This window comes from Pseudomonas sp. 43A, assembly GCF_013363935.1.
GTDB classification, from domain to species: Bacteria; Pseudomonadota; Gammaproteobacteria; order Pseudomonadales; family Pseudomonadaceae; genus Aquipseudomonas; species Aquipseudomonas crudilactis.
On record NZ_CP054880.1, the window covers coordinates 2,599,936 to 2,618,914 of the forward strand.

23 protein-coding genes are annotated in these 18,979 nt (G+C 57.7%); 12 read left to right on the forward strand and 11 right to left on the reverse strand.

Annotated elements, in window-relative coordinates; genetic code table 11:
- Positions 1 to 262: 262 nt before the first annotated feature.
- The gene (locus HUW52_RS11625; RefSeq protein WP_034156400.1) at positions 263 to 1,003 is read right to left on the reverse strand and encodes a winged helix-turn-helix domain-containing protein; all 741 of its coding nucleotides are present in this window, start codon (positions 1,001 to 1,003) and stop codon (positions 263 to 265) included.
- Positions 1,004 to 1,508: 505 nt separating this feature from the next.
- Here HUW52_RS11625 and HUW52_RS11630 point away from each other — a divergent pair.
- Entirely contained in the window at positions 1,509 to 2,342 is an 834-nt protein-coding gene (locus tag HUW52_RS11630; RefSeq protein ID WP_110720582.1) for an undecaprenyl-diphosphate phosphatase, read from the forward strand.
- Here the strand turns inward: HUW52_RS11630 and HUW52_RS11635 are convergent, their stop codons facing one another.
- The gene (locus tag HUW52_RS11635; protein WP_008087674.1) at positions 2,343 to 2,714 is read right to left on the reverse strand and encodes a DUF2388 domain-containing protein; all 372 of its coding nucleotides are present in this window, start codon (positions 2,712 to 2,714) and stop codon (positions 2,343 to 2,345) included.
- Between the two features lie 75 nt (positions 2,715 to 2,789).
- Positions 2,790 to 3,800 carry a tRNA dihydrouridine(20/20a) synthase DusA gene (gene dusA / locus HUW52_RS11640; protein ID WP_175553695.1) on the reverse strand — a complete coding sequence of 337 codons (1,011 nt, stop codon included), beginning with the start codon at positions 3,798 to 3,800 and terminating at the stop codon, positions 2,790 to 2,792.
- Positions 3,801 to 3,902: 102 nt separating this feature from the next.
- On the opposite strand from dusA, the gene HUW52_RS11645 reads away from it, so the two are divergent.
- Complete coding sequence (locus HUW52_RS11645; protein ID WP_175555669.1) at positions 3,903 to 5,027, forward strand: site-specific integrase; 1,125 nt, start codon at positions 3,903 to 3,905, stop codon at positions 5,025 to 5,027.
- Between the two features lies 1 nt (position 5,028).
- On the opposite strand, the gene HUW52_RS11650 is transcribed toward HUW52_RS11645, so the two are convergent.
- The 8 genes from HUW52_RS11650 to HUW52_RS11685 form a co-directional block, all read right to left on the reverse strand.
- The gene (locus tag HUW52_RS11650; RefSeq protein WP_175553696.1) at positions 5,029 to 5,304 is read right to left on the reverse strand and encodes a pyocin activator PrtN family protein; all 276 of its coding nucleotides are present in this window, start codon (positions 5,302 to 5,304) and stop codon (positions 5,029 to 5,031) included.
- Between the two features lie 81 nt (positions 5,305 to 5,385).
- Positions 5,386 to 6,036 (reverse strand): DNA cytosine methyltransferase, encoded by a 651-nt coding sequence (locus HUW52_RS11655; protein ID WP_175553697.1) that lies wholly within the window; start codon positions 6,034 to 6,036, stop codon positions 5,386 to 5,388.
- Positions 6,033 to 6,500 (reverse strand): hypothetical protein, encoded by a 468-nt coding sequence (locus HUW52_RS11660; protein ID WP_175553698.1) that lies wholly within the window; start codon positions 6,498 to 6,500, stop codon positions 6,033 to 6,035. The genes HUW52_RS11655 and HUW52_RS11660 overlap by 4 nt, the downstream gene beginning before the upstream one ends.
- Positions 6,497 to 6,877 carry a pyocin activator PrtN family protein gene (locus tag HUW52_RS11665; protein WP_175553699.1) on the reverse strand — a complete coding sequence of 127 codons (381 nt, stop codon included), beginning with the start codon at positions 6,875 to 6,877 and terminating at the stop codon, positions 6,497 to 6,499. Before HUW52_RS11665 ends, HUW52_RS11660 begins: the two co-directional genes overlap by 4 nt.
- Before the next feature lie 158 nt (positions 6,878 to 7,035).
- Positions 7,036 to 7,317, reverse strand: a complete 282-nt coding sequence (locus HUW52_RS11670) for a phage antirepressor KilAC domain-containing protein (protein WP_175553700.1) — start codon at positions 7,315 to 7,317, stop codon at positions 7,036 to 7,038.
- Positions 7,318 to 7,327: 10 nt separating this feature from the next.
- Complete coding sequence (locus tag HUW52_RS11675; protein ID WP_175553701.1) at positions 7,328 to 7,918, reverse strand: hypothetical protein; 591 nt, start codon at positions 7,916 to 7,918, stop codon at positions 7,328 to 7,330.
- Positions 7,915 to 8,094, reverse strand: a complete 180-nt coding sequence (locus HUW52_RS11680) for a hypothetical protein (protein WP_175553702.1) — start codon at positions 8,092 to 8,094, stop codon at positions 7,915 to 7,917. The genes HUW52_RS11675 and HUW52_RS11680 overlap by 4 nt, the downstream gene beginning before the upstream one ends.
- Positions 8,095 to 8,171: 77 nt before the next feature.
- A complete protein-coding gene (locus HUW52_RS11685; protein ID WP_175553703.1) occupies positions 8,172 to 8,921 on the reverse strand; it encodes a LexA family transcriptional regulator in 750 nt (249 codons plus the stop codon).
- A 100-nt stretch (positions 8,922 to 9,021) separates the two neighbouring features.
- Between HUW52_RS11685 and HUW52_RS11690 the strand changes: the two genes are divergently transcribed.
- The 10 genes from HUW52_RS11690 to HUW52_RS11735 all read left to right on the forward strand — a co-directional run bounded on the left by HUW52_RS11690 (position 9,022) and on the right by HUW52_RS11735 (position 18,931).
- Positions 9,022 to 9,246, forward strand: a complete 225-nt coding sequence (locus HUW52_RS11690; RefSeq protein WP_175553704.1) for a helix-turn-helix transcriptional regulator — start codon at positions 9,022 to 9,024, stop codon at positions 9,244 to 9,246.
- Positions 9,247 to 9,565: 319 nt separating this feature from the next.
- A complete protein-coding gene (locus HUW52_RS11695; RefSeq protein ID WP_175553705.1) occupies positions 9,566 to 10,084 on the forward strand; it encodes a phage regulatory CII family protein in 519 nt (172 codons plus the stop codon).
- Positions 10,077 to 10,301 (forward strand): TraR/DksA family transcriptional regulator, encoded by a 225-nt coding sequence (locus HUW52_RS11700; protein WP_008080171.1) that lies wholly within the window; start codon positions 10,077 to 10,079, stop codon positions 10,299 to 10,301. The genes HUW52_RS11695 and HUW52_RS11700 overlap by 8 nt, the downstream gene beginning before the upstream one ends.
- Positions 10,291 to 12,510: a VapE domain-containing protein gene (locus tag HUW52_RS11705; protein ID WP_175553706.1), complete on the forward strand. Its 2,220-nt coding sequence runs from the start codon at positions 10,291 to 10,293 to the stop codon at positions 12,508 to 12,510. The genes HUW52_RS11700 and HUW52_RS11705 overlap by 11 nt, the downstream gene beginning before the upstream one ends.
- On the forward strand, positions 12,503 to 12,862 hold the full coding sequence (locus HUW52_RS11710; RefSeq protein WP_047301475.1) for a hypothetical protein: 360 nt from the start codon (positions 12,503 to 12,505) through the stop codon (positions 12,860 to 12,862). Before HUW52_RS11705 ends, HUW52_RS11710 begins: the two co-directional genes overlap by 8 nt.
- Before the next feature lie 529 nt (positions 12,863 to 13,391).
- Complete coding sequence (locus HUW52_RS11715) at positions 13,392 to 13,724, forward strand: phage holin family protein (protein ID WP_047598490.1); 333 nt, start codon at positions 13,392 to 13,394, stop codon at positions 13,722 to 13,724.
- Positions 13,725 to 14,054: 330 nt separating this feature from the next.
- Positions 14,055 to 14,657, forward strand: a complete 603-nt coding sequence (locus tag HUW52_RS11720; RefSeq protein WP_175553707.1) for a terminase small subunit — start codon at positions 14,055 to 14,057, stop codon at positions 14,655 to 14,657.
- Between the two features lie 427 nt (positions 14,658 to 15,084).
- Positions 15,085 to 15,600 (forward strand): Hcp family type VI secretion system effector, encoded by a 516-nt coding sequence (locus tag HUW52_RS11725; protein WP_016983993.1) that lies wholly within the window; start codon positions 15,085 to 15,087, stop codon positions 15,598 to 15,600.
- Between the two features lie 126 nt (positions 15,601 to 15,726).
- Positions 15,727 to 18,633 (forward strand): type VI secretion system tip protein VgrG, encoded by a 2,907-nt coding sequence (locus HUW52_RS11730; protein WP_175553708.1) that lies wholly within the window; start codon positions 15,727 to 15,729, stop codon positions 18,631 to 18,633.
- A gap of 34 nt (positions 18,634 to 18,667) precedes the next feature.
- A complete protein-coding gene (locus HUW52_RS11735) occupies positions 18,668 to 18,931 on the forward strand; it encodes a PAAR domain-containing protein (protein ID WP_008077213.1) in 264 nt (87 codons plus the stop codon).
- Positions 18,932 to 18,979: the final 48 nt, after the last annotated feature.

Sequence of the window (18,979 nt, forward strand, 5' to 3'; positions counted from 1 at the left end):
ACACCAAAATTGGCTAAAAGAAAAATCGGCAGGCGAGCAATGACTTCCTCGGAAGTAATCGATAGGCAGGGTCTGGGCCCAAGATTGGCCCTCGATAAATTCCACTCGATCTGCTGCTATGTTATGGAGTTTTATTGTTATGGGTCGTGTTGTCGCGCTCATTCAATTGCTTGATTTCAAACAGGCGTGAAGCAGAATTGGAACGATATGGTTGCATCAGACGATCCTTCGTACGTATGCAAAAGGGAAGGCTGCCCGAGAGTCAGGCAGTCGATATCAGACCCCGCAGCAGGCGATAGCCATAGCCGCGAATGCTCTGAATCGCGTTTGTACCATACATGTCCTTGATTTTTCCACGCAAGCGGCTGATTGATTTTTCCAGTGCGCGAGGGTCGTAGAAATTGGTATTGAGGCCCATGATGCTGGCGATTTCATCATGGCTCAGAATGTGATTGCTGGTTTGCGCGAAGGCTTCGAGGATCTTCATTTCGGCAAACGAGATATCGAGTTTCTTGCTGGTGCCCATCAGGCAGATACGCGTTGGATCAAGCGTCAGATCGATATCGCGTTGCCATTCTTCACTGTTGAAGAACTCGCCCAGCAACTCGGCGCCATCGTCGGAAAGGGTATTGAGCTTGATACAAACATCCGCGCCAGCCAGATAATATTTGATCTTGTTGAAGGCGCCGCGACCGGTGATGACCGCACAAATGATCGGCTTCAAGTTGTCGCTGCGCAGGTTCTCGACCAGCGCAAGATTGTCTTCGAGGGCCTGTGGGCTGTCGATAACCAGGAAGATGGCTCGATACGAACCAGACTGTTCATTCAACTGATATGAACTAGTGTACGCATCGGCTTCGAGCGCCATATCAGTGCGTAAATGCTGGGCGACTAGCGCTTTGAAATGTTCAGCCACGCCACGGGTACGACCCAGAGTAAGAACACCAGGTTCGTCGTTTGTCGGGCGCGGGCTTCTAGTCGCTAAGTTCCCTGAGAGCATCATGCATTGACTCGAATTAAGTGCTGACATCGGGATGTTAAAGCACCGGTTCTCATCTGTGACTGACAATTGGTAACATTCACGCGATTTTTAGACGTGGCTCCCGAGTTTTCTAACAATAATTAAGCTTTTCAAGCTTTTAGTTGATTTTCTCGGAGGGGTGAACTACTGCTTAGATGGTGGCGATATGCAATGGTGCCACTATTTTGAGCTTATTGCGATAGCCATGTCCATGTCTAATTGCCACTGTCTGGCCATCGCTGAATAATGTGATATTGATCACACTTTATTGCCAGAGCAACTTTTTTCTGCAAAAAGGCCTAAATATTTTCTGCGTAGTTCGTCAGCCGACGATTACTAACATGGCTTGAGTGTGTCTTTTAATAAGACGTAATCTTTGTGGCTGATGAACTTTTGCGTTTATGTATGTCAATGGTCTCACTGCAGATACTCAACCCCTGAGTGTTATTACCCGGTCGCTCGCCAAGAGCGCTCTGACGGAGGATTAATGGATTTCTGGACCCTTTTCCAGGTGTTGATATTAGGTGCGGTAGAAGGCCTGACCGAGTTCTTGCCGATCTCGAGTACCGGCCACCAGATCATCGTCGCCGACTTGCTGGAATTCGGCGGTGAACGCGCCATGGCCTTCAACATCATTATTCAACTGGGTGCCATACTTGCCGTCGTCTGGGAGTTTCGACCGAAGATCTTCGAAATCGTCAAAGGTCTGCCAACTCAACGCAATGCACAACGCTTCACCCTCAACTTGCTGATCGCCTTTCTGCCCGCCGTGGTCTTGGGCGTGTTGTTCGCCGACGCCATCCACGAATACCTGTTTAACCCGATCACCGTCGCCGTGGCACTGGTCGTCGGCGGCATCATCATGCTGTGGGCCGAACAGCGCAGCCATGTGATCAGCGTCGAACACGTCGACGACATGCGCTGGTCTCACGCACTGAAGGTCGGTTTCGTACAGTGCTTGGCGATGATTCCCGGCACCTCGCGCTCCGGCTCGACCATCATCGGCGGTCTGCTTTTCGGCCTGTCGCGCAAAGCCGCCACCGAGTTCTCGTTCTTCCTCGCCATGCCCACCATGGTTGGCGCCGCCGTCTACTCCGGCTACAAATACCGCGACCTGTTCCAGCCCAACGACCTGCCAGTCTTCGCCCTCGGCTTCGTCACCGCATTCATCTTCGCGATGATCGCCGTACGCGGCTTGCTCAAGTTTATTGCCAACCACAGCTACGCCGCGTTCGCCTGGTATCGGATCGCGTTTGGTTTGTTGATTCTGGCAACGTGGCTGTTTGGCTGGGTCAACTGGACAGCAGCGGCGGCCGCCTGATCACTGCGCGCTGATCAACGCCGCAACGGCGAGATCGTTTAACGCCGAATCCGGCGACTCCTGTCGATAGCGCTGCAAGGCCGAGGTGAAATACGCGGCCTGCAGCATGCCGTCGCTGGCCAGATAGAGTCGCGCGTCTTCTTGCTCCTCGGCGGAGTAAACGCGTTTAAAGCTTTCCGTGGTGTTATTGGTGGCAGAGAAGGGCGTCAGCAACAGCACCATGATCGACAGGCCAGAGAACTGCGTCACCTCCCACGGCGTTTCGGTCCGGCCCATACAAAAGCCATCGCAGTGCGCATAAACGTCGGAAGTGAAGCTGAACAAGGCAAGAAAGGCGTAACGCTTGAAACCGGAAAAACTAAACGCGGGCATAAACAAAAGACATCCTGTCAGTACAACAAAACAGCGGGCAACGCTCATGCGTCGCCCGCACACTCAAACCATCAATCAACGACCTTCAAGCAACTCAGCCGCCTGATCTAGCAACGCCAATGGATCCTTGGCCTTGTGAATATCCACCGACAACAACTGACGGAATTTCCGCGCCCCCGGGAACCCCGTGCCCAGGCCCAGCACATGCCGGGTGATGTGATGCATCGCTCCACCGGCGAGCAAATGCTCGGCTATATAAGGACGCAACTGCGCCAACGCCTCAGCCCGACTGATCACCGGCGCCGAACTGCCGAACAACTGCTGATCCACCTCCGCCAGCAAATACGGATTGTGATAAGCCTCACGCCCCAACATCACACCGTCAAACGTCTGCAAATGCTCATGGCAAGCCTCCATCGTCTTGATCCCGCCATTCAGCACAATCTCCAACTCCGGAAAATCCGCCTTCAGCTGCGCTGCCACGTCATAGCGCAACGGCGGAATGTCACGATTCTCCTTCGGCGACAACCCCTCCAGAATCGCAATCCGCGCATGCACGGTAAAACTGGTGCACCCGGCATCGCGGACAGTGCCGACGAAATCGCACAGCTCAGCGTAACTGTCCCGACCGTTGATGCCGATGCGGTGCTTTACCGTTACTGGAATCGACACAGCGTCTTGCATTGCCTTCACACAATCTGCCACCAGTTGCGGATGACCCATCAGGCACGCGCCGATCATGTTGTTCTGCACACGATCGCTTGGGCAGCCGACATTTAGGTTTACTTCGTCGTAACCGTGTTCCTGAGCCATGCGGGCGCAGGCGGCCAGATCCAACGGAACGCTACCACCTAACTGCAAGGCGAGAGGGTGCTCGGCTTCGTTGTGACGGAGGAAACGTTCGTGATCGCCATTTAGGAGCGCACCGGTGGTGACCATTTCGGTGTAGAGCAGGGCATTCTTCGACAGGAGGCGTAGGAAGAAACGGCAGTGGCGGTCAGTCCAATCCATCATAGGCGCAACGGAAAACCGCCGAGATAGCGCAGGGCTTGAGTTTACTGGTCTGGAGTGGGTGTTTGGTACCATTTGGCTCAACGTATTTATAGCGTGTTTTTAGGCGTTTTCAGGCGTTTTTTCGATGGCGCTGGTACAATGTACCAATCACTTTCGGAGTTGTACCAGTCGACTATGGCAACGATCAGAGCACGAAAACGCACCGATGGCTCAGTCAGTTACACGGCACAGATACGCCTGTTTCGCGATGGAGCGCAAGTCTACCAAGAGAGCCAGACCTTCGCCCGGAAACAGGCGGCACAAGCGTGGGTGCGGCGACGTGAGGCAGAGCTAGATCAGCCTGGTGCGATTGAGCGGGCGAACCGCAAGGGCGTCACCGTAAAGGACATGATAAAGCAGTACCTAGATGAAATGGAGAAAGTCCGGCCGTTGGGTAAAACCAAGGAAGCCACCCTAAATGCTATCGCGGCGACGGAGTTTGGCCAGACCATTGATTCGGCTATTAACAGTCAACGATTGGTGGATTTTGCACTCTGGCGAATGAGTAAAGAGGGCGGCGGCGTCCAGCCGCAGACGGCTGGCAACGATCTGGCGCACCTTGGGGCTGTCCTTTCGATTGCGCGTCCCGCTTGGGGGTATGAGGTAGATCCTCACGCGATGTCGGACGCTCGGAAGGTGTTGAGGAAGCTCGGATACAACATGAAGAGCCGGGAGCGCGATCGCCGTCCAGCCAAGGACGAGCTGGATAAACTTTTGGAGCACTTCCTCAGCATGCAGCAGCGTCGGCCTAGTTCGATCAACATGCTGAAGGTGATTGGCTTCGCAATTTTTTCCACGCGTCGGCAGGATGAGATAAGCCGAATTATGTGGGAGGACGTCGATGAGTCGAATCAGCGGGTGCTGGTGAGAGATATGAAGAACCCGGGGCAGAAAATTGGCAATGATGTTTGGTGCCACCTACCCGACGAAGCCTGGAGAATTCTGCAAAGCATGCCAAAAGAGCGAGAGGAAATTTTTCCGTACAACTCGTCGTCGATCTCTACGGCTTGGGCGAAGGCGTGCAAGTTTCTGATGATTGAAGATCTGCACTTTCACGATCTACGGCACGACGGCGTGAGCCGGTTATTTGAAATGGACTGGGATATCCCGCGAGTGGCTGGTGTTTCTGGTCACAGGGACTGGAACTCATTGCGCAGATATACTCATTTGCGTGGGCGAGGTGATCATTATGCCGAGTGGCCTTGGTTAGAACGGATAATTCAGGCGCCCGTGAAGCTGGGCGCCTGGGGTAAGAACTGAGTTAACTGGCTCGACGGTATCCGTTGAGCTGGTTAAATTCCTTTACTGCAGCCTCCCGCTGCGTGTCCAAATAAGCTGCTAAATCGGTTATGTGAACTCCTTTGGCACTTTTTTGGCTAGATTCAAGCCTGGTGATGGGAATTCGAATTTGACCGGCCATTACTTTGCGTTGAAACATGTCGGTAGTCAGGTGTGTGAAATAGTCTTCGCACACTTGATGGAGTGAAATTATTGTTTGCCCATTGTATTGGGCCATAAGCAGAAATAGAGTTTTCATGCAGCCCCACACATTTTTAATGGCGTGACAATTTCGAATGCTGTTGCTGCCACGACTGGAGCCTGTCCGTTGCCAATGGCCTTAAGTCGGTCCACCCGATGGGCCACCCCACCATCCAATGCCATCACGGCGTGATCCAGACGATCGTTCGAGCGGTCGGCCCCGGATCGGCGAGTCAGTGCGGCGGGGGAGGATCCCTTTGCCATGCTCGCTACCGGTGTTGGCCACCGTCTGGTGGCGCTCTTCTGCAATGAGCCAGATCCGGTCCCGCTGATGAGGGGCGCCGAGGTCAGCCGCTCCGATAACACCCCATCGCGCGTCATACCCCATTTCGGCAAGGTCAACGAGCACCACGGCAAGTCCTCTTCCCACAAGCAGTGGTGAGTTCTCCAGTTCGACGTAGCGCGGTCGTACCTCATCGGTAATTCGTGCCATCTGCCGCCACAGTCCGGAGCAGGCGCCGGCGATACCGAGGCCGTTGCCTGCGACCGAGATGTCCTGACAAGGAAATCCTCCCGAAACCACGTCAACAAGGCCTCGCCAAGGGCGTCCGTCAAAACTGCACACGTCAGACCAAATCGGGAAAGGCGGGAGCAGTCCATCGGTTTGTCGTTGCGCCAGTATTTGTGCGGCGTAGGCATCACGCTCAACGGCGCAGACGGTGCGCCAGCCGAGGAGGTTTCCGCCGAGTATTCCGCCACCAGCGCCTGCGAAAAGAGCCAGCTCATTCACGCAGCCTCCACAGTGACTTGCTTGGCACTGGAGAGTGGTTGTCCGGCCAAACTGTCCTCTATTTCAGGTTGTAGTTGCGCAGCTATCGCAAGCACCTTTTCGCGCAGGGACCGGGCATCACGCTCGAATTTCTTGCCGGTACGAAAGGCGCTGAAGGTCTCGGCGGCGATCCGCAGCAGCTCGCCGATGGCGACCAGCGTCTGGTGCTCGGCCGGGCCGAAGTGCGGACCTGCTTCAAGTCGTTTGCAGGTGTGTGTCAGACGCGAGTGATCGGCCCGGATGAACTGCAGGGAGGCCTGAAGCTCGCGGATGGTTTTGGCGCTTGCGGCGCGCTGGATGTCTTCACCTTCGCGCAGGCCAGTCTTCAGACCATCACTGCGGCCCATGATGTAACCGCCCCAGAGCAGCAGAGCGGCCAGAACTATCAGGATTATCAGTGCACCGATTTGTATTGGGGTCATCATGTGGTGTGCTCCTGGGATTGTCGTTGGCCGGTGGTGACAGCCGTCAGTGGTGTGGGGGGAACACGGCATTGACCGTCCTGCTGCCGCTGCATGTCTTCATCAGCCTTGTAGGCGCGGATGTCGATCAGCGAGGCGACGTGGCGGATGTGCGCGTACTTCAAGGCCTTGCGGCTGGTGTCCAGCGTGGTGATCGGAAGCTGGATCCGGCCGCTGTTGATCTCCGTCACGAATGACTGTTCGTTGAGATTGCGAAAGTACTGCTCGCGGACTTTTTCCAGCGGGATCAGAACGTCACCGAAGATGCGATAGAGCAGTTCGACGGTGGCCGATTCGGGCGCCGGATGCAGTCGAAGCGGATTCTGTGCAGCGTTACTCATGGCCTTGTCGAGCCTCCTTGCGTTGTTGTCGTGCCGGGTGGTTCCAGGCGTTTAGGCAGTGGCGTTTAGTCAGCTCGCGCAGATGTTCGGGCACTTCGAGGAGCGCGGCGTTGCGCTCCTCGCGTGTGCGCATAGAAACGATCTGGCGGGCGTACTCCCTAGGCCACGTCACGGCGATCTGCCGGAATGGCAGGAAGATCGATGTCCAACTGCTCGGCCAGCCAGCGGATGCCGGCTTGCATGACGCGGGTCGACTGGCTGTACTGCATTCCGTATTTTTCGTCATACCAGGGGCTGGCCTTGACCCGCAGGTACGCTTTGTCACGCTTCGGGTCCGCCGGCAGGTTTCCCTTGAGCAAACCTTTTTCCCGCATCAGAGCAATCAGTTTGGGGCGAGTGAGGCCGAGTTGAGCGGCTGCTTGGGCGAGTGTGCGTTCCATGGTGTCCCCCTCATGCCGCGTGCGCAGCAGGGGTGGCCGCTGCAGCAAGGTGGTTGATGGACTCAATGAGCCTTGCGTAGATCTCGGCATCGGGGTCGTACAAGGTGAAGCAGCACGTATGCGGACTCTTGTTGCCGATGCTCAAGATGGCGGTGACGCCGCGGCGCGTATGAGCGCGATGCAGCGCCACATGTAGGGGAAGTTCAAAACCCATGTCGAGGCTCAGCACGCCGCCCGTGTGCACCAGTTCGAACACGCGTTGCTTGTCCTGGACATCAAAACGGCCGTATTGACGATCGGCATGCGGGAGATGCACCAGATCGCTGGAGTTGCTTGCGTCAAACGGACCGTTGGCAATCTCTTCGATGAAATCTGCCAGTTTTAGGTGCATCTTTTTGTCGTTTGGCAGGGTCAGCGTGTGGCGTTCGCTGCCCAGCTCCACGACAAAAGTGCTTTCCACTGTGCCGCGCTCAGCCTTGAGACGGAATGCCAGGCATTCACGCTTTGGTGCTGTGCGCAGGACGTGGTTGAAGGTCTCGGTTAGGTTGACCTGGGCGTTGAGCAACTGCAGGGTGCGGTTGTCGATCTTGTATTTGTTCATGCCGCGTGCCCTCCACCGTTTGGATCGATAGGAGAGGGATGGCAGGACTTGGCAACAAGCTTGGGTTTGCTGTTATGAATGACGACCAGACAGCCCGTGGCGAGCTGCAGCTGTTCGATCAGTTTGCGATTGCTGACGCATGCCGGGTGGACATGCAGGGATGCGGTGGTGCGCATAGGTATTGCCTCGCTCTGTGGTAAAGAGTGAGGCAAATATCACGCATTGTGCTCGTGCTTGTCAACACGAATTGTGATTAATACGTCGCGGCACTGTATAGAAAGCGGGAGGATTTGAGTATTCCACCTACCAAATGGATTTCTTCCACTTCATTTTCCGCAATGTGGAGGGTCTCGTGATCGGTATTGACGCTATCGAGTCGGAACATTCCATCACGGAGATAGATGAATTCTTTAATCATCGCTTTGCCAGAGGAGGTTCGTACTATGACCTCATCCCCGCTGTAAAAACGCTTGTTCGGCTCTATAAGAACGAACTCACCGTTTTTGATTCGGGGCATCAAGCTATCGCCAAGAATTCTTAAGCCGTAAGCATCCGGATCATCACTATGTATGTTAAGAAATCCTTCGCCTTGGCCAGGTGGAGGCTCAACTGCTTCGAAGAAACCTTCACTGCTCAGTTGAGCATTTGATAGGACAGGTACCTTGCCATCCTTAGCCCAGCCGACGAGGCTGCTAACCGGCTGGCCTTTATCTCTAGATCTGCCGAATTCCGCAACAAGTCCATCTTCGGATCGAATCCGACCTTGTATTACATCTGGGTACGACTCAATGTCAGATCGATCTTTCCCAGCTACAAGGTCTGGAAAAGATACTCCCAGTGCCGCCGCGATCTTTTGTAGGTCGTGGAGATTCGGCTGTCGAGCACCTTTCTCGTAGTTACCTATTCGAGACTGTGATTCCCATCCGCAGGCGTAAGCAAGAGCCTGTTGGCTCATGCCTTTGGCTTTGCGGTACTGCTTGATACGTGAGCCTAGTGTGTTCATGTGCTTTTTTTACCACGCAATGAAATTATTTATCATCACTTTGCGTGTTGAAATATCTACAATTCGTGATTAAGATGGCCGCAGCCAATTGGAGGACAGCATGAATCTAATCGCCGAGCATCGAGAAAAGTCTGGCATCAAGCAAAAGGAGCTCGTTGTAGCTCTTGGGTGGACCCAGGCACGTATTAGCAACTATGAGGCTGGGCGCCGAATTGCTGGACTGGCGGAGTGCAGAGCCATAGTCAGAGCGCTCAATAAGCTAGGCACGCCATGCAGTCTTGATGATGTGTTTCCTCCGGAAAAGGAAAGCTCCCAAGCTGCATAGAAAAAAGGCGACCCAAGGGTCGCCCAGTTTCTCCCGACAGCATCACCACAATGCTATCGGGTCGCGATGTCAGAAGGCGAGCACACCACATGCCGCCGACCTTCATCGCATTTCCAAGGCTCGGAAGCCTTGGCGTTGCTGCCGTTCTTACCACAGAGCTGGCAGCTGTTGCGCCAGGGGTGAACAACGGATTGTTCGCCCCGGCACGGTGCCGGTGTTGGTCTTAGGAACCTAGCCGGCTTTGGGCCTCTCCAGACCACGCGACAAATGTATCACCAACCTCTGTCGCGCGGCACTGGCAACTTTTAGGATTAATGCCATGAGCCGAATTGCTCTCAGTTCTCTGGAACGGGCGCAGCGGGAAATCCTGCCGCTCGATTTAGCGCTGTACCACGCCGCTCGCGATTACCCGGGCGGCGCTGCTGCCATCGCTGCTACAACCGGTCGCAACCCGACCACGCTGCAGCACAAACTGTCGCCGACTCATCCGAGCCACTCCATCAACATTCAGGAGTTTGGCGAGATCCTCGAACTGACCAAGGATCGCCGCATTCTCGATGCGGTGCATGCGCTGGTTGGTGACACGATCTGGCAGGAGCTGGCCGACACCTACACCAGCGACATGCCCGAGACCCTGACCACGGGGATCGCCGAATACTTCCGCCAGGTCGCTGATCTGGCCGAGACGTGGGCCAAGAGCATCGGCGACGGTGTGGTGACTGATCAGGAACTGGCTGCGATTCGCCTGCAGGTGTTCCGGGGCATTCAAGGGCTGCTCGGGTTGTTCAACCGCGCCACCTACGTCAACCAGACGACGCGAGGTGCTGACCGTGGCTGACATCGCCGATTTCGCTAACGACCTGGTGCAGGAACGCATCGATCAGGCCATGGCGGCGCGCAGCGCTGCCAAAGCCGAAAGCGCTGCCCATTCCTTGCTGTTCTGTGAAGCCTGTGACGACCCGATTCCAGAAGCCCGGCGCTTGGCCCAACCGGGCTGCTCGCAGTGCATTAGTTGCCAGTCCCTCTCTGAGCGGGGGATTCAGCATGCTCGATGAGGTATTGGGGCAATTCGCCGATTACGGTCTGGAGCCAGCGCAACCGCTGGTGTTCGGCAAACTGACCCGCTGCAAGACTTCGCAGGACAAGGGCAAGGAAAAGAACGGCTGGTATGTGGTCCACGAGCAGCGCACGGAGAAGGGCGACACGCTGATCTTCGGCGCCTTCGGTGACTGGCGTTCGGGCGAGACGCAGAAGATCAAGGTCAAGGCTGGACGCATGTCGCCGGAGGAGCGCGAAGTGATGCGCGCCCGCCAGGAGGAGGCCAAACGCCGCGCCGCCGAAATCGCGAGTAACGCTGCGCGGCGGGCCGCGAAAAGGGCGCAGGGTTTGTTTGAGCGTATGCCGACCACAGGCCGCAGCGACTACCTGGACCGCAAGCAGATTGTTGGCATCAACGTGCGTTACGCGCCGCGCACCGGTGCGGTACTGGTGCCGATGAAGAGCGCTCGTGATCAAATCATGGGCCTGCAGGTGATCTTCCCGAACAAGCAGGAAGACACCGGCCGCGACAAATCCTACTGGCCTTACGGCATGGCGAAGGAGGGCACCTTTCACCTGCTCGGTCCGCACCCGGAGCCGGGTGAACCGGTGCTGGTTTGTGAGGGCTACGCCACGGGCGCCAGCCTGCACATGGCGACGTCGCTCGCTGTGGCCGTGGCCTTTGATGCCGGTAACTTGCTCGCCGTGTGCAAGGTCATGCGCGAACGCTTCGCCGGCTGCCCGCTGATCATCTGCCGCGACGACGACTGGAAGACCACCAAGCCCAACGGCGATGCCTGGAATCCAGGTGAGGAGAAGGCGAGCAACGCCGCGTTGATCGTCGGTGCCCAAGTTGTCTCGCCTATCTTCTCGATTGAGCGTCACGACAAGTGGACCGACTTCAACGACCTGCACGTCGCCGAAGGCCTCGACGCGGTTCGCCGTCAGGTGCTGGCCGTGGTCCGTCCACCGGCGGCTGGTGGCTGGAAAGATCAACTCGCCCGCAGCGAGAGCGGCGCCCTGATTGCGCACATGCAAAACGTCGAATTGATCCTCGCTCACGACGAACGCTGGGCCGGGGTGATCAGCTACTGCGCTTTCAGCTCGAAGATCGTCAAACTTCGGGCCGCTCCTTATGGCGGTGGTACCGGCGAATGGGCCGACATCGATGACGTGCGAGTGATGAAGTGGCTCGCGCAGCAGTACAACCTGCGCGTGAAGTCGTCGCACGTGATCGAGGCCGTCAGCGTCGTGGCCCATGACCACGCCTTTCACCCAGTGCGCGAGTACCTGAGAAAACTCGAATGGGATCGTGTGCCGCGCTTGGAGCGGTGGCTGACGGATGTCATGGGCGTGAAGACAACGGACTACACGTCCAAGGTCGGCAAGCGCTGGATGATCTCGGCCGTGGCACGGGTGATGAAACCCGGCTGCAAGGCGGACTCGGTGATGATCCTCGAAGGCGTACAAGGCGCCGGTAAGTCGACCGCCATGAGCGTGCTCGGCGGTGAGTGGTTCATGGATACGCCGTTTGCTCTCGGTGACAAGGACGGCTTTCAGGCGATCCGCGGCAAGTGGATCGTCGAGCTGGGCGAACTGGACAGCTTCAACAAGGCCGAGAGCACCAAGGCCAAGCAATTCTTCTCGGCGTCGACCGACACCTACCGCGAAAGCTATGGCCGCAGAACGTTGGACGTGCCACGCCAGTGTGTCTTCGTCGGTACCACCAACCAGGACGAGTACCTCAAGGACGCCACCGGCAACCGTCGTTATTGGCCGGTGGCCTGTACCAAGGTCGACGTGGCGTTGCTGCGCGAGATTCGCGACCAGTTGTGGGCCGAAGCGATGTTCTGCTTCGAGGCCGGCGACCTCTGGTGGGTAACGCGAGAGGAAGCGCCGATGTTCAGCGAGGAACAGGACGAACGCTTTGTGGTGGACGAATGGGAAACGCCCATCCTGACATGGCTGGAAGAGTCGCAGATCGGCGAGACCACCACCGGCAGTGAGGTGATGAGTCAGGCGCTCAAGCTCGATCCCGGTCATTGGGGTAAACCGGAGCAGATGCGTGTGGGAGCGATCCTGCATCGACTGGGCTGGCGACGGTTCCGTTTGGGCGCCTTGAGCAAGAGCGGCCAGCGGCCATGGGCGTACAAGAAACCGGAGGGTTGGGGCAGGGCGCCTGCGCTGGAACAACCTGAGTTCGAGGAGCCGTGCTTCGATGATTAAGGCAATCGATATGGCCCTCAAGCAATGGGCGCAGGAGCTGCACAGCGATGAGGTCGCCGCCGGTTACTCGGGCGGCAACATGGTCGCCATGATGATGGAAAGCGGTGGCCAGCTTGTGCGCGGCAGGCGCGGGAGCAGGGTACCGCTGGAAGCCTCACTGGACATCGAGCGCATCGTCAAGAAACGCCTTGATCCCGAGTTGATGACAGTTGTGCAGGTGCATTACTTCCAGCCTGATGCGCCTCTGACTGCGCGTCTGGCTGAGAGTGGCTGCACACGCAATCTCTACTACCAGCGCTTGCATGACGCTCACATCGTGGTCGAGCACTTCCTCCTGGGGGAAGCGGCTTGATCGTGGGCATTACTTTGGCTCACGCCGTCCCACCGGCCTGCCTTCGTCCCACCGCTTTTTGCGGTGGTGGGACGGGCGCAGGCCCCGTCGTTGTTGGGCTGTCCCACCGTCCTACCTTTTTCATGTCTCCCGCCCGTGTATGCGTAGCGGGCATCAATGCGCGTGTTCACGCGCACGCGTGTTTTTAAATATTCTCTCTATACACGAGAAAGGAGAAGTAAAAGTAGGACGGTGGGGCAAAGCCCCAATCTGCGGGGCTTTCAGACGTCCCACCTTGTTTTAGAGAGGTGGGACGCATGGGACGCCAGAAAAGCAAAAGACAGCCGGGATAGATATTCACCGACATTCGCCAGCCGTTCACCGGACGTAAGCCACACATTCACCGGATGGCATTAAACCGGTCTTGCTGCCACCAGAATCGACCTGTAAAAAGGGGCCATCTTCGATGGGTGCGACCGCAAAGCGCGGCAGGCCACCCACCACTTGACCCGGCCATTGCGCCGGGTCTTTTTGTTTAAGGGGCAGGGCAATGACGAACGAGCAGCAGGCACTGGCAGAGATGCCGATCTGGTTGGTGATTGCCCTGTCATTGGTTGGCGGCGTGTCTGGCGAGATGTGGCGCGCCGACAAGGATGGGGCACGAGGCTGGGCGTTACTGCGCCGCCTCGCACTTCGGTCCGGTGCCTGCATCGTGTGCGGCGTGTCAGCGATGATGTTGCTGTTTGGCGCGGGCTTGTCGATCTGGACAGCGGGTGCTCTGGGTTGCCTGACCGCGATGGCCGGCGCGGATGTCGCCATCGGCTTGTACGAGCGCTGGGTCGCCAAGCGGCTTGACCTCAACGAGGCCGAGCCGAAAGCATGAGCTGGGCAGGCCGCGCGGGGCGCCGATTTTTACGGGTCCTCCCAGAGGGCCGCCCCTTACACGGGTTATCGCACTCGCGGATTCTCTCTAGCTGAAACCTTTGCAGGGATGTCCGTCTTTCCAAGGGAATGGGGGCAGAGCATGGCACTCGGATGCCGGCTCGACCAGCCGGACCGGGCACAAAACCGCCGGGGACCCTGGGGACTTTCGAAGGGTACGGGGTCGGAAACCCGCGGGATCGTGTTAGTGGGAGACCCGCCAGCTTACTGAAATTTCAATCCACTGAAATCTTGAAAGGATTCATTGAAAAGCCGCTGAAAAGGAGGGCTTATGAGCACAGCTACGTACCTGTCAAAGAGCGCCTTCGCTGCTCACATCGGTCGATCACCGAGCTACATCACCTGGCTGAAAGAGAACGGCCGGTTGGTGCTGTCGCCCAATGGCAAGCAGGTCGACGTGCTGGCGACTGAAGCGTTGATCCGCGATACCGCCGACCCGAGCAAGGCTGCCGTCGCTGCTCGCCACCAACAGGAGCGGCTTCAGCGTGATGTGTACAGCCACGTCGCTGCACAATCCGAACCGACTAACATGGCTGCGCCGCCGCCCGCTGATCCTGCGCAAGGGCAGACCCCAGACTTTCAGAAAGCACGAGCGCATCGCGAGCATTACCTGGCGCGGATGGCGGAGATGGAGTTTCGCAAGGCGCAGGGGGAACTGGTGGAAATCAGCTTTGTGCAGAAAGCCGCTTTTGAAACGGCGCGTTCGCTCAATCATTCGTTGATGAGCCTTTCGCCCCAATTGGCACCGCAGTTAGCTGCCCTATCGGATCCATGGGAAGTAGAGCGGCAGCTAACCGCCGCGCTGCGCCAGCGGCTCAACGAAGCGGCTCAAGTGTCCAGCGACGATTTCGGCGTCGTATTGAGCGAGTGCTGAGGATATACCTGGCTTAGGATTTTTTATGGTTTGTGGAAAGTTGTGGTTCTAATGTTTGGCTATCTTGAAATGCAGTCATGACCTGCCACCATCAAAATTTCAGCCGTTGATGTGATGGGGTGGCCTTTTTTGAAAGTGCGCAACTTCTTGCGCACTTGTTCCGGATATCTCGCTCGATAAATCGCTACAGCCCAAGTACGTCGTGGTCTGTAGCCAAGTGCGCAACTTCTTGCACACCACTGCGCAACTTCTTGCGCACCTCTCAGTGAATTCATACTGAATTCTCACTGTTTCTGCGAAGGAACTCCTCTCAGCCCCCCGATTTACAAGGCTCTAAAAAAGTTGGCATGCTATTTGATGGCAAATGGCCGCTTCTTAGGTGGTTTCACCTATAACGCACCCACTGATCCAGCAAGGAGAGCATCCCATGGCAACACCCGCGTACATGTCGGTTACCGGCGAAAAACAAGGCCTGATCACTGCAGGCGCTTTCACCGCTGACTCCGTAGGCAACACCTACCAGGAAGGCCACGAAGACCAGGTTATGGTTCAGGCTTTCACCCACGACGTGATCATCCCGCGTGACCCGCAATCCGGTCAGCCAACCGGTCAGCGCGTGCACAAGCCAGTGGTCATCACCAAGGTCTACGACAAGGCTTCGCCACTGCTGCAAGCGGCGCTGACTTCCGGCGAGCGCATGAGCGAAATCGTTATCCAGTGGTTCCGTACTTCTGCTCAAGGCACCCAAGAGCACTACTACACCACCAAACTGGAAGACGCGATCATCGTCGCCATCAACAACAAAATGCACAACTGCCAGGATCCAGGCAACGCGCACTTCACCCACCTGGAAGAAGTGCAGTTCACCTACCGCAAAATCACCTGGACCCACGAAGTCTCCGGTACTTCGGGTTCCGATGACTGGCGTGCTCCAGTCGTTTAATTACGGCTGATGGTTGTACCGCCCCGATCGGCATGACTGGTCGGGGCGGATTCACTTCTAAAGAATTTTTTGCCAATAGCCCCTTGAGGGCTGTTGCGCGTCGCAGCACTGCGCGAGGAACAAGGGATGTTCTCACCGGCCAACCAGCCTCATTTCAATCTGACCGTCGATGGCATCGACAGCGATTTCCAGGTGCTGTCCTTCACCGGTCGCGAGGCCCTCAACACGCCGTTCGAATTCGAGCTGGAACTGGTCAGCGAAAAGGCCTCGATCAACCTCGAAAGCGTGCTGCACAAACTGGCGTTTCTTCAGCTGTCGCCGAGCGGCAGCGGCATTCACGGGCTGGTCTACAGCATCGCCCAGGGCGAGGCGGGCAAGCGCCTGACCCGCTACAAGATTTCCTTGCGCCCGCAACTGGCGTACCTCGCGCACCGGGTCAACCAGCGCATCTTCCAGCAGATGACCGTGCAACAGATCATCAGCCAAGTCCTGGAAGAACACGGCATCCTTGCCAGCGATTACCACTTCCAGCTCAGCGCGATTTACCCCGAGCGCATTTACTGCGTGCAGTACGACGAGTCGGACCTGGATTTCATCCAGCGCTTGTGCGAGGAGGAGGGGATTCACTACCACTTCCAGCACACGTCCAGCGGCCACAAACTGACCTTCGGCGATGACCAGACGGTGTTCCCGAAACTCGCGCCGGTGGCCTATCAGCAGGACTCCGGACTGGTTGCCGACAAACCGGTGGTCAAGCGTTTCGGCCTGCGTCTGGCCACCCGCACCAGCCGCACCACGCGCCGTGATTACGACTTCGTCAAACCGAAAATCGAGTTGGAAAGCGACGCCAAGAGTTCGGCTCAGCCAGACCTCGAAGACTACGATTACCCGGGCCGTTTCGTCGATCGCGAGCGTGGCAAACACCTGGCCAATCGCGCCTTGGAACGCCATCGCAGCGACTACCGTCTGGCCGAAGGCAACAGCGATCAACCGATCCTGGTCAGCGGGCATTTCCTCGCCCTGACCGACCACGCCAATCCGACCTGGAATGACTTGTGGCTGCTCACCGAAATTTTCCACGAGGGCAAACAGCCGCAGGTGCTGGAAGAATCGGTGACCAGCGACACCACCGACCTCAAGGACGATTTCCACCAGGGCTACCGCAACCGCTTCAGCGCCATTCCGTGGGACGTGCCTTACCGTCCGCCGCTCGATCACCCGAAACCGAAAGTCCTCGGCACGCAAAGCGCGGTGGTTTGTGGCCCGGAAGGCGAAGAGATTTACTGCGACCAGTACGGCCGGGTGAAGGTGCAGTTCTTCTGGGACCGCGAAGGCAAGCACGACGACATGACCAGTTGCTGGATGCGTGTCGCGTCGAGCTGGGCAGCGGAAACCTTTGGTTCGATCAATATCCCGCGGGTCGGCATGGAGGTGTTGATCACCTTCTTGGAAGGTGATCCCGATCAGCCGCTGATCACCGGCTGCCTGTACCACGGCGCCAATCTGCCGCCGTACAAACTGCCGGATTTCAAGACCCTGGCCACGGTCAAGAGCAAGGAATACAAGGGCAGCCGCGCCAACGAACTGCGCATCGACGACACCACCAGCGAGATCAGCATTGCGCTGCGCAGCGACCACGGCGCGAGCGCGATCAACCTCGGTTACCTGACCCATCCGCGCCCGAGCGGTGGTCAGCCGCGTGGCGAAGGGTTTGAGTTGAGAACCGACCGCCACGGTGCGGTGCGTGCGGCGGCCGGTCTGCTCATCACCACTGAGCCGCGTCCGAACGAATCCAAGCACCACAAAGATCTGCCGGAAACCGCTGAACGCCTCGCGACGGCCAGCGATCAGCAGGACGGTTTTGCGGTACAAGCCAAAGAGCTTCAGGCTCAGGAGGCGGGTGATCAGGACGACGTGGCCAAGGCATTGCACGCCCAGCATCAAGGCGTGCTCGGCAGTGGCCCGGCGAACCTCACCGCCAACGAATTCCCCGAATTCACCGAACCGCATCTGGTGCTCGCCAGCCCAGCCGGCATCGCCCTGACCACGCCACGCTCCAGCCACATCGCCACCGGCGAACACCTGGCCTTGAGCAGCACCGGCCACACCAGCCTGTCGATCGGTAAACGCCTGCTGGCCAGCGCCAGTCGTGGCATGCGCCTGTTCGTGCAAAGCATGGGCTGGCGCTTGGTCGCGGCCTCCGGCGACATCGATGTGCGCGCGCTGAAGGACAGCATCAACCTGCTGGCCAAACTCAACATCACCGCCAACGCCGACCGCATCACCATCACCGCAAAAACCGAACTGGTGATCCAGGGCGGCGGCAGCGCCACCACCTACAACGCCGGCGGCATCACTCACGCCACCAGCGGCCCGTACACCGCGCACGCGGCGAACTTCGCCTACACCGGCGCGAAAAGTCTCGCCGGGGTATTCCCGGAACCACCGAAACCGGGCAAAGGCAACCTCGAACTGTTCAACCAATACGCTGGGCGTCAGGGCATCAAGGAAGGCGATTATGAAGTCATCGATGCCCTGGGCAAAAGCATCAAAGGCAAGCTCGACGGCAAGGGTTTCGCCAGCGTCGCCGGCGCTGCGCCGGGACCGGCACGCGTGTTGTTCGGCAAGGATCCGGCGGACACCTGGAGCGATGGCAGTTACATCGGCAAACCGGAGTGGCCGTTGAATCCGCCGGGGGCTGAAGACGTGCCGAGTCAGGTGCAAGCCATGGTCGCGCAGGTCTTGCCGAGCAAGAGTTGGGAGATGTTGGAGAAGGGTAAGGACATGGCGCAAACAGGGATGAGTGCGATGCAGACGGCGCAAGGTGCGATGCAAACAGCGCAGCAAGTGAAGGGTGTGGTGCAGGGCGGTGTGGCCGGATTGCCGAAATTGGCGAGTGCGGCGTTGCCGAGTGCTTCGGGGCTTCTTGGAGCTGCGAGCAAGGCGGGCAACTTGCCGAGCCTGCCTGCACCGAGTCTGCCTAAACCTTCCTTGAAAACCCCGGGCCTGTTGGCGGGTGAGATGCTGTCATGACAACGGAAACGATTTCAGTCAAAGGAGTGACGCAATGAAAGACGCTATTCGTTTGGGGGACTCCACCACCCACGGTGGCAAGGTGCTCGAAGCCTTCTCTCAAACCGACCTCAATGGCAAGCCGATTGCCGGGGTCGGTCACAAGGTCAGTTGCCCGTTGTGCAAGGGGATTTTCCCGATTGCCGAGGGCAGCAGCACTTACTCCGTCGATGGCACACCTATTGCGCTCGACGGCATGAAAACCGCCTGCGGGGCCGCGCTGATTGCAAGTGGTCCCAAAGGGGCCGTAGTCAGCTGAAGTTCGAGTTCGCGTTTTGATTCTGTACCTCCAAGAGGCAGGCCTCAT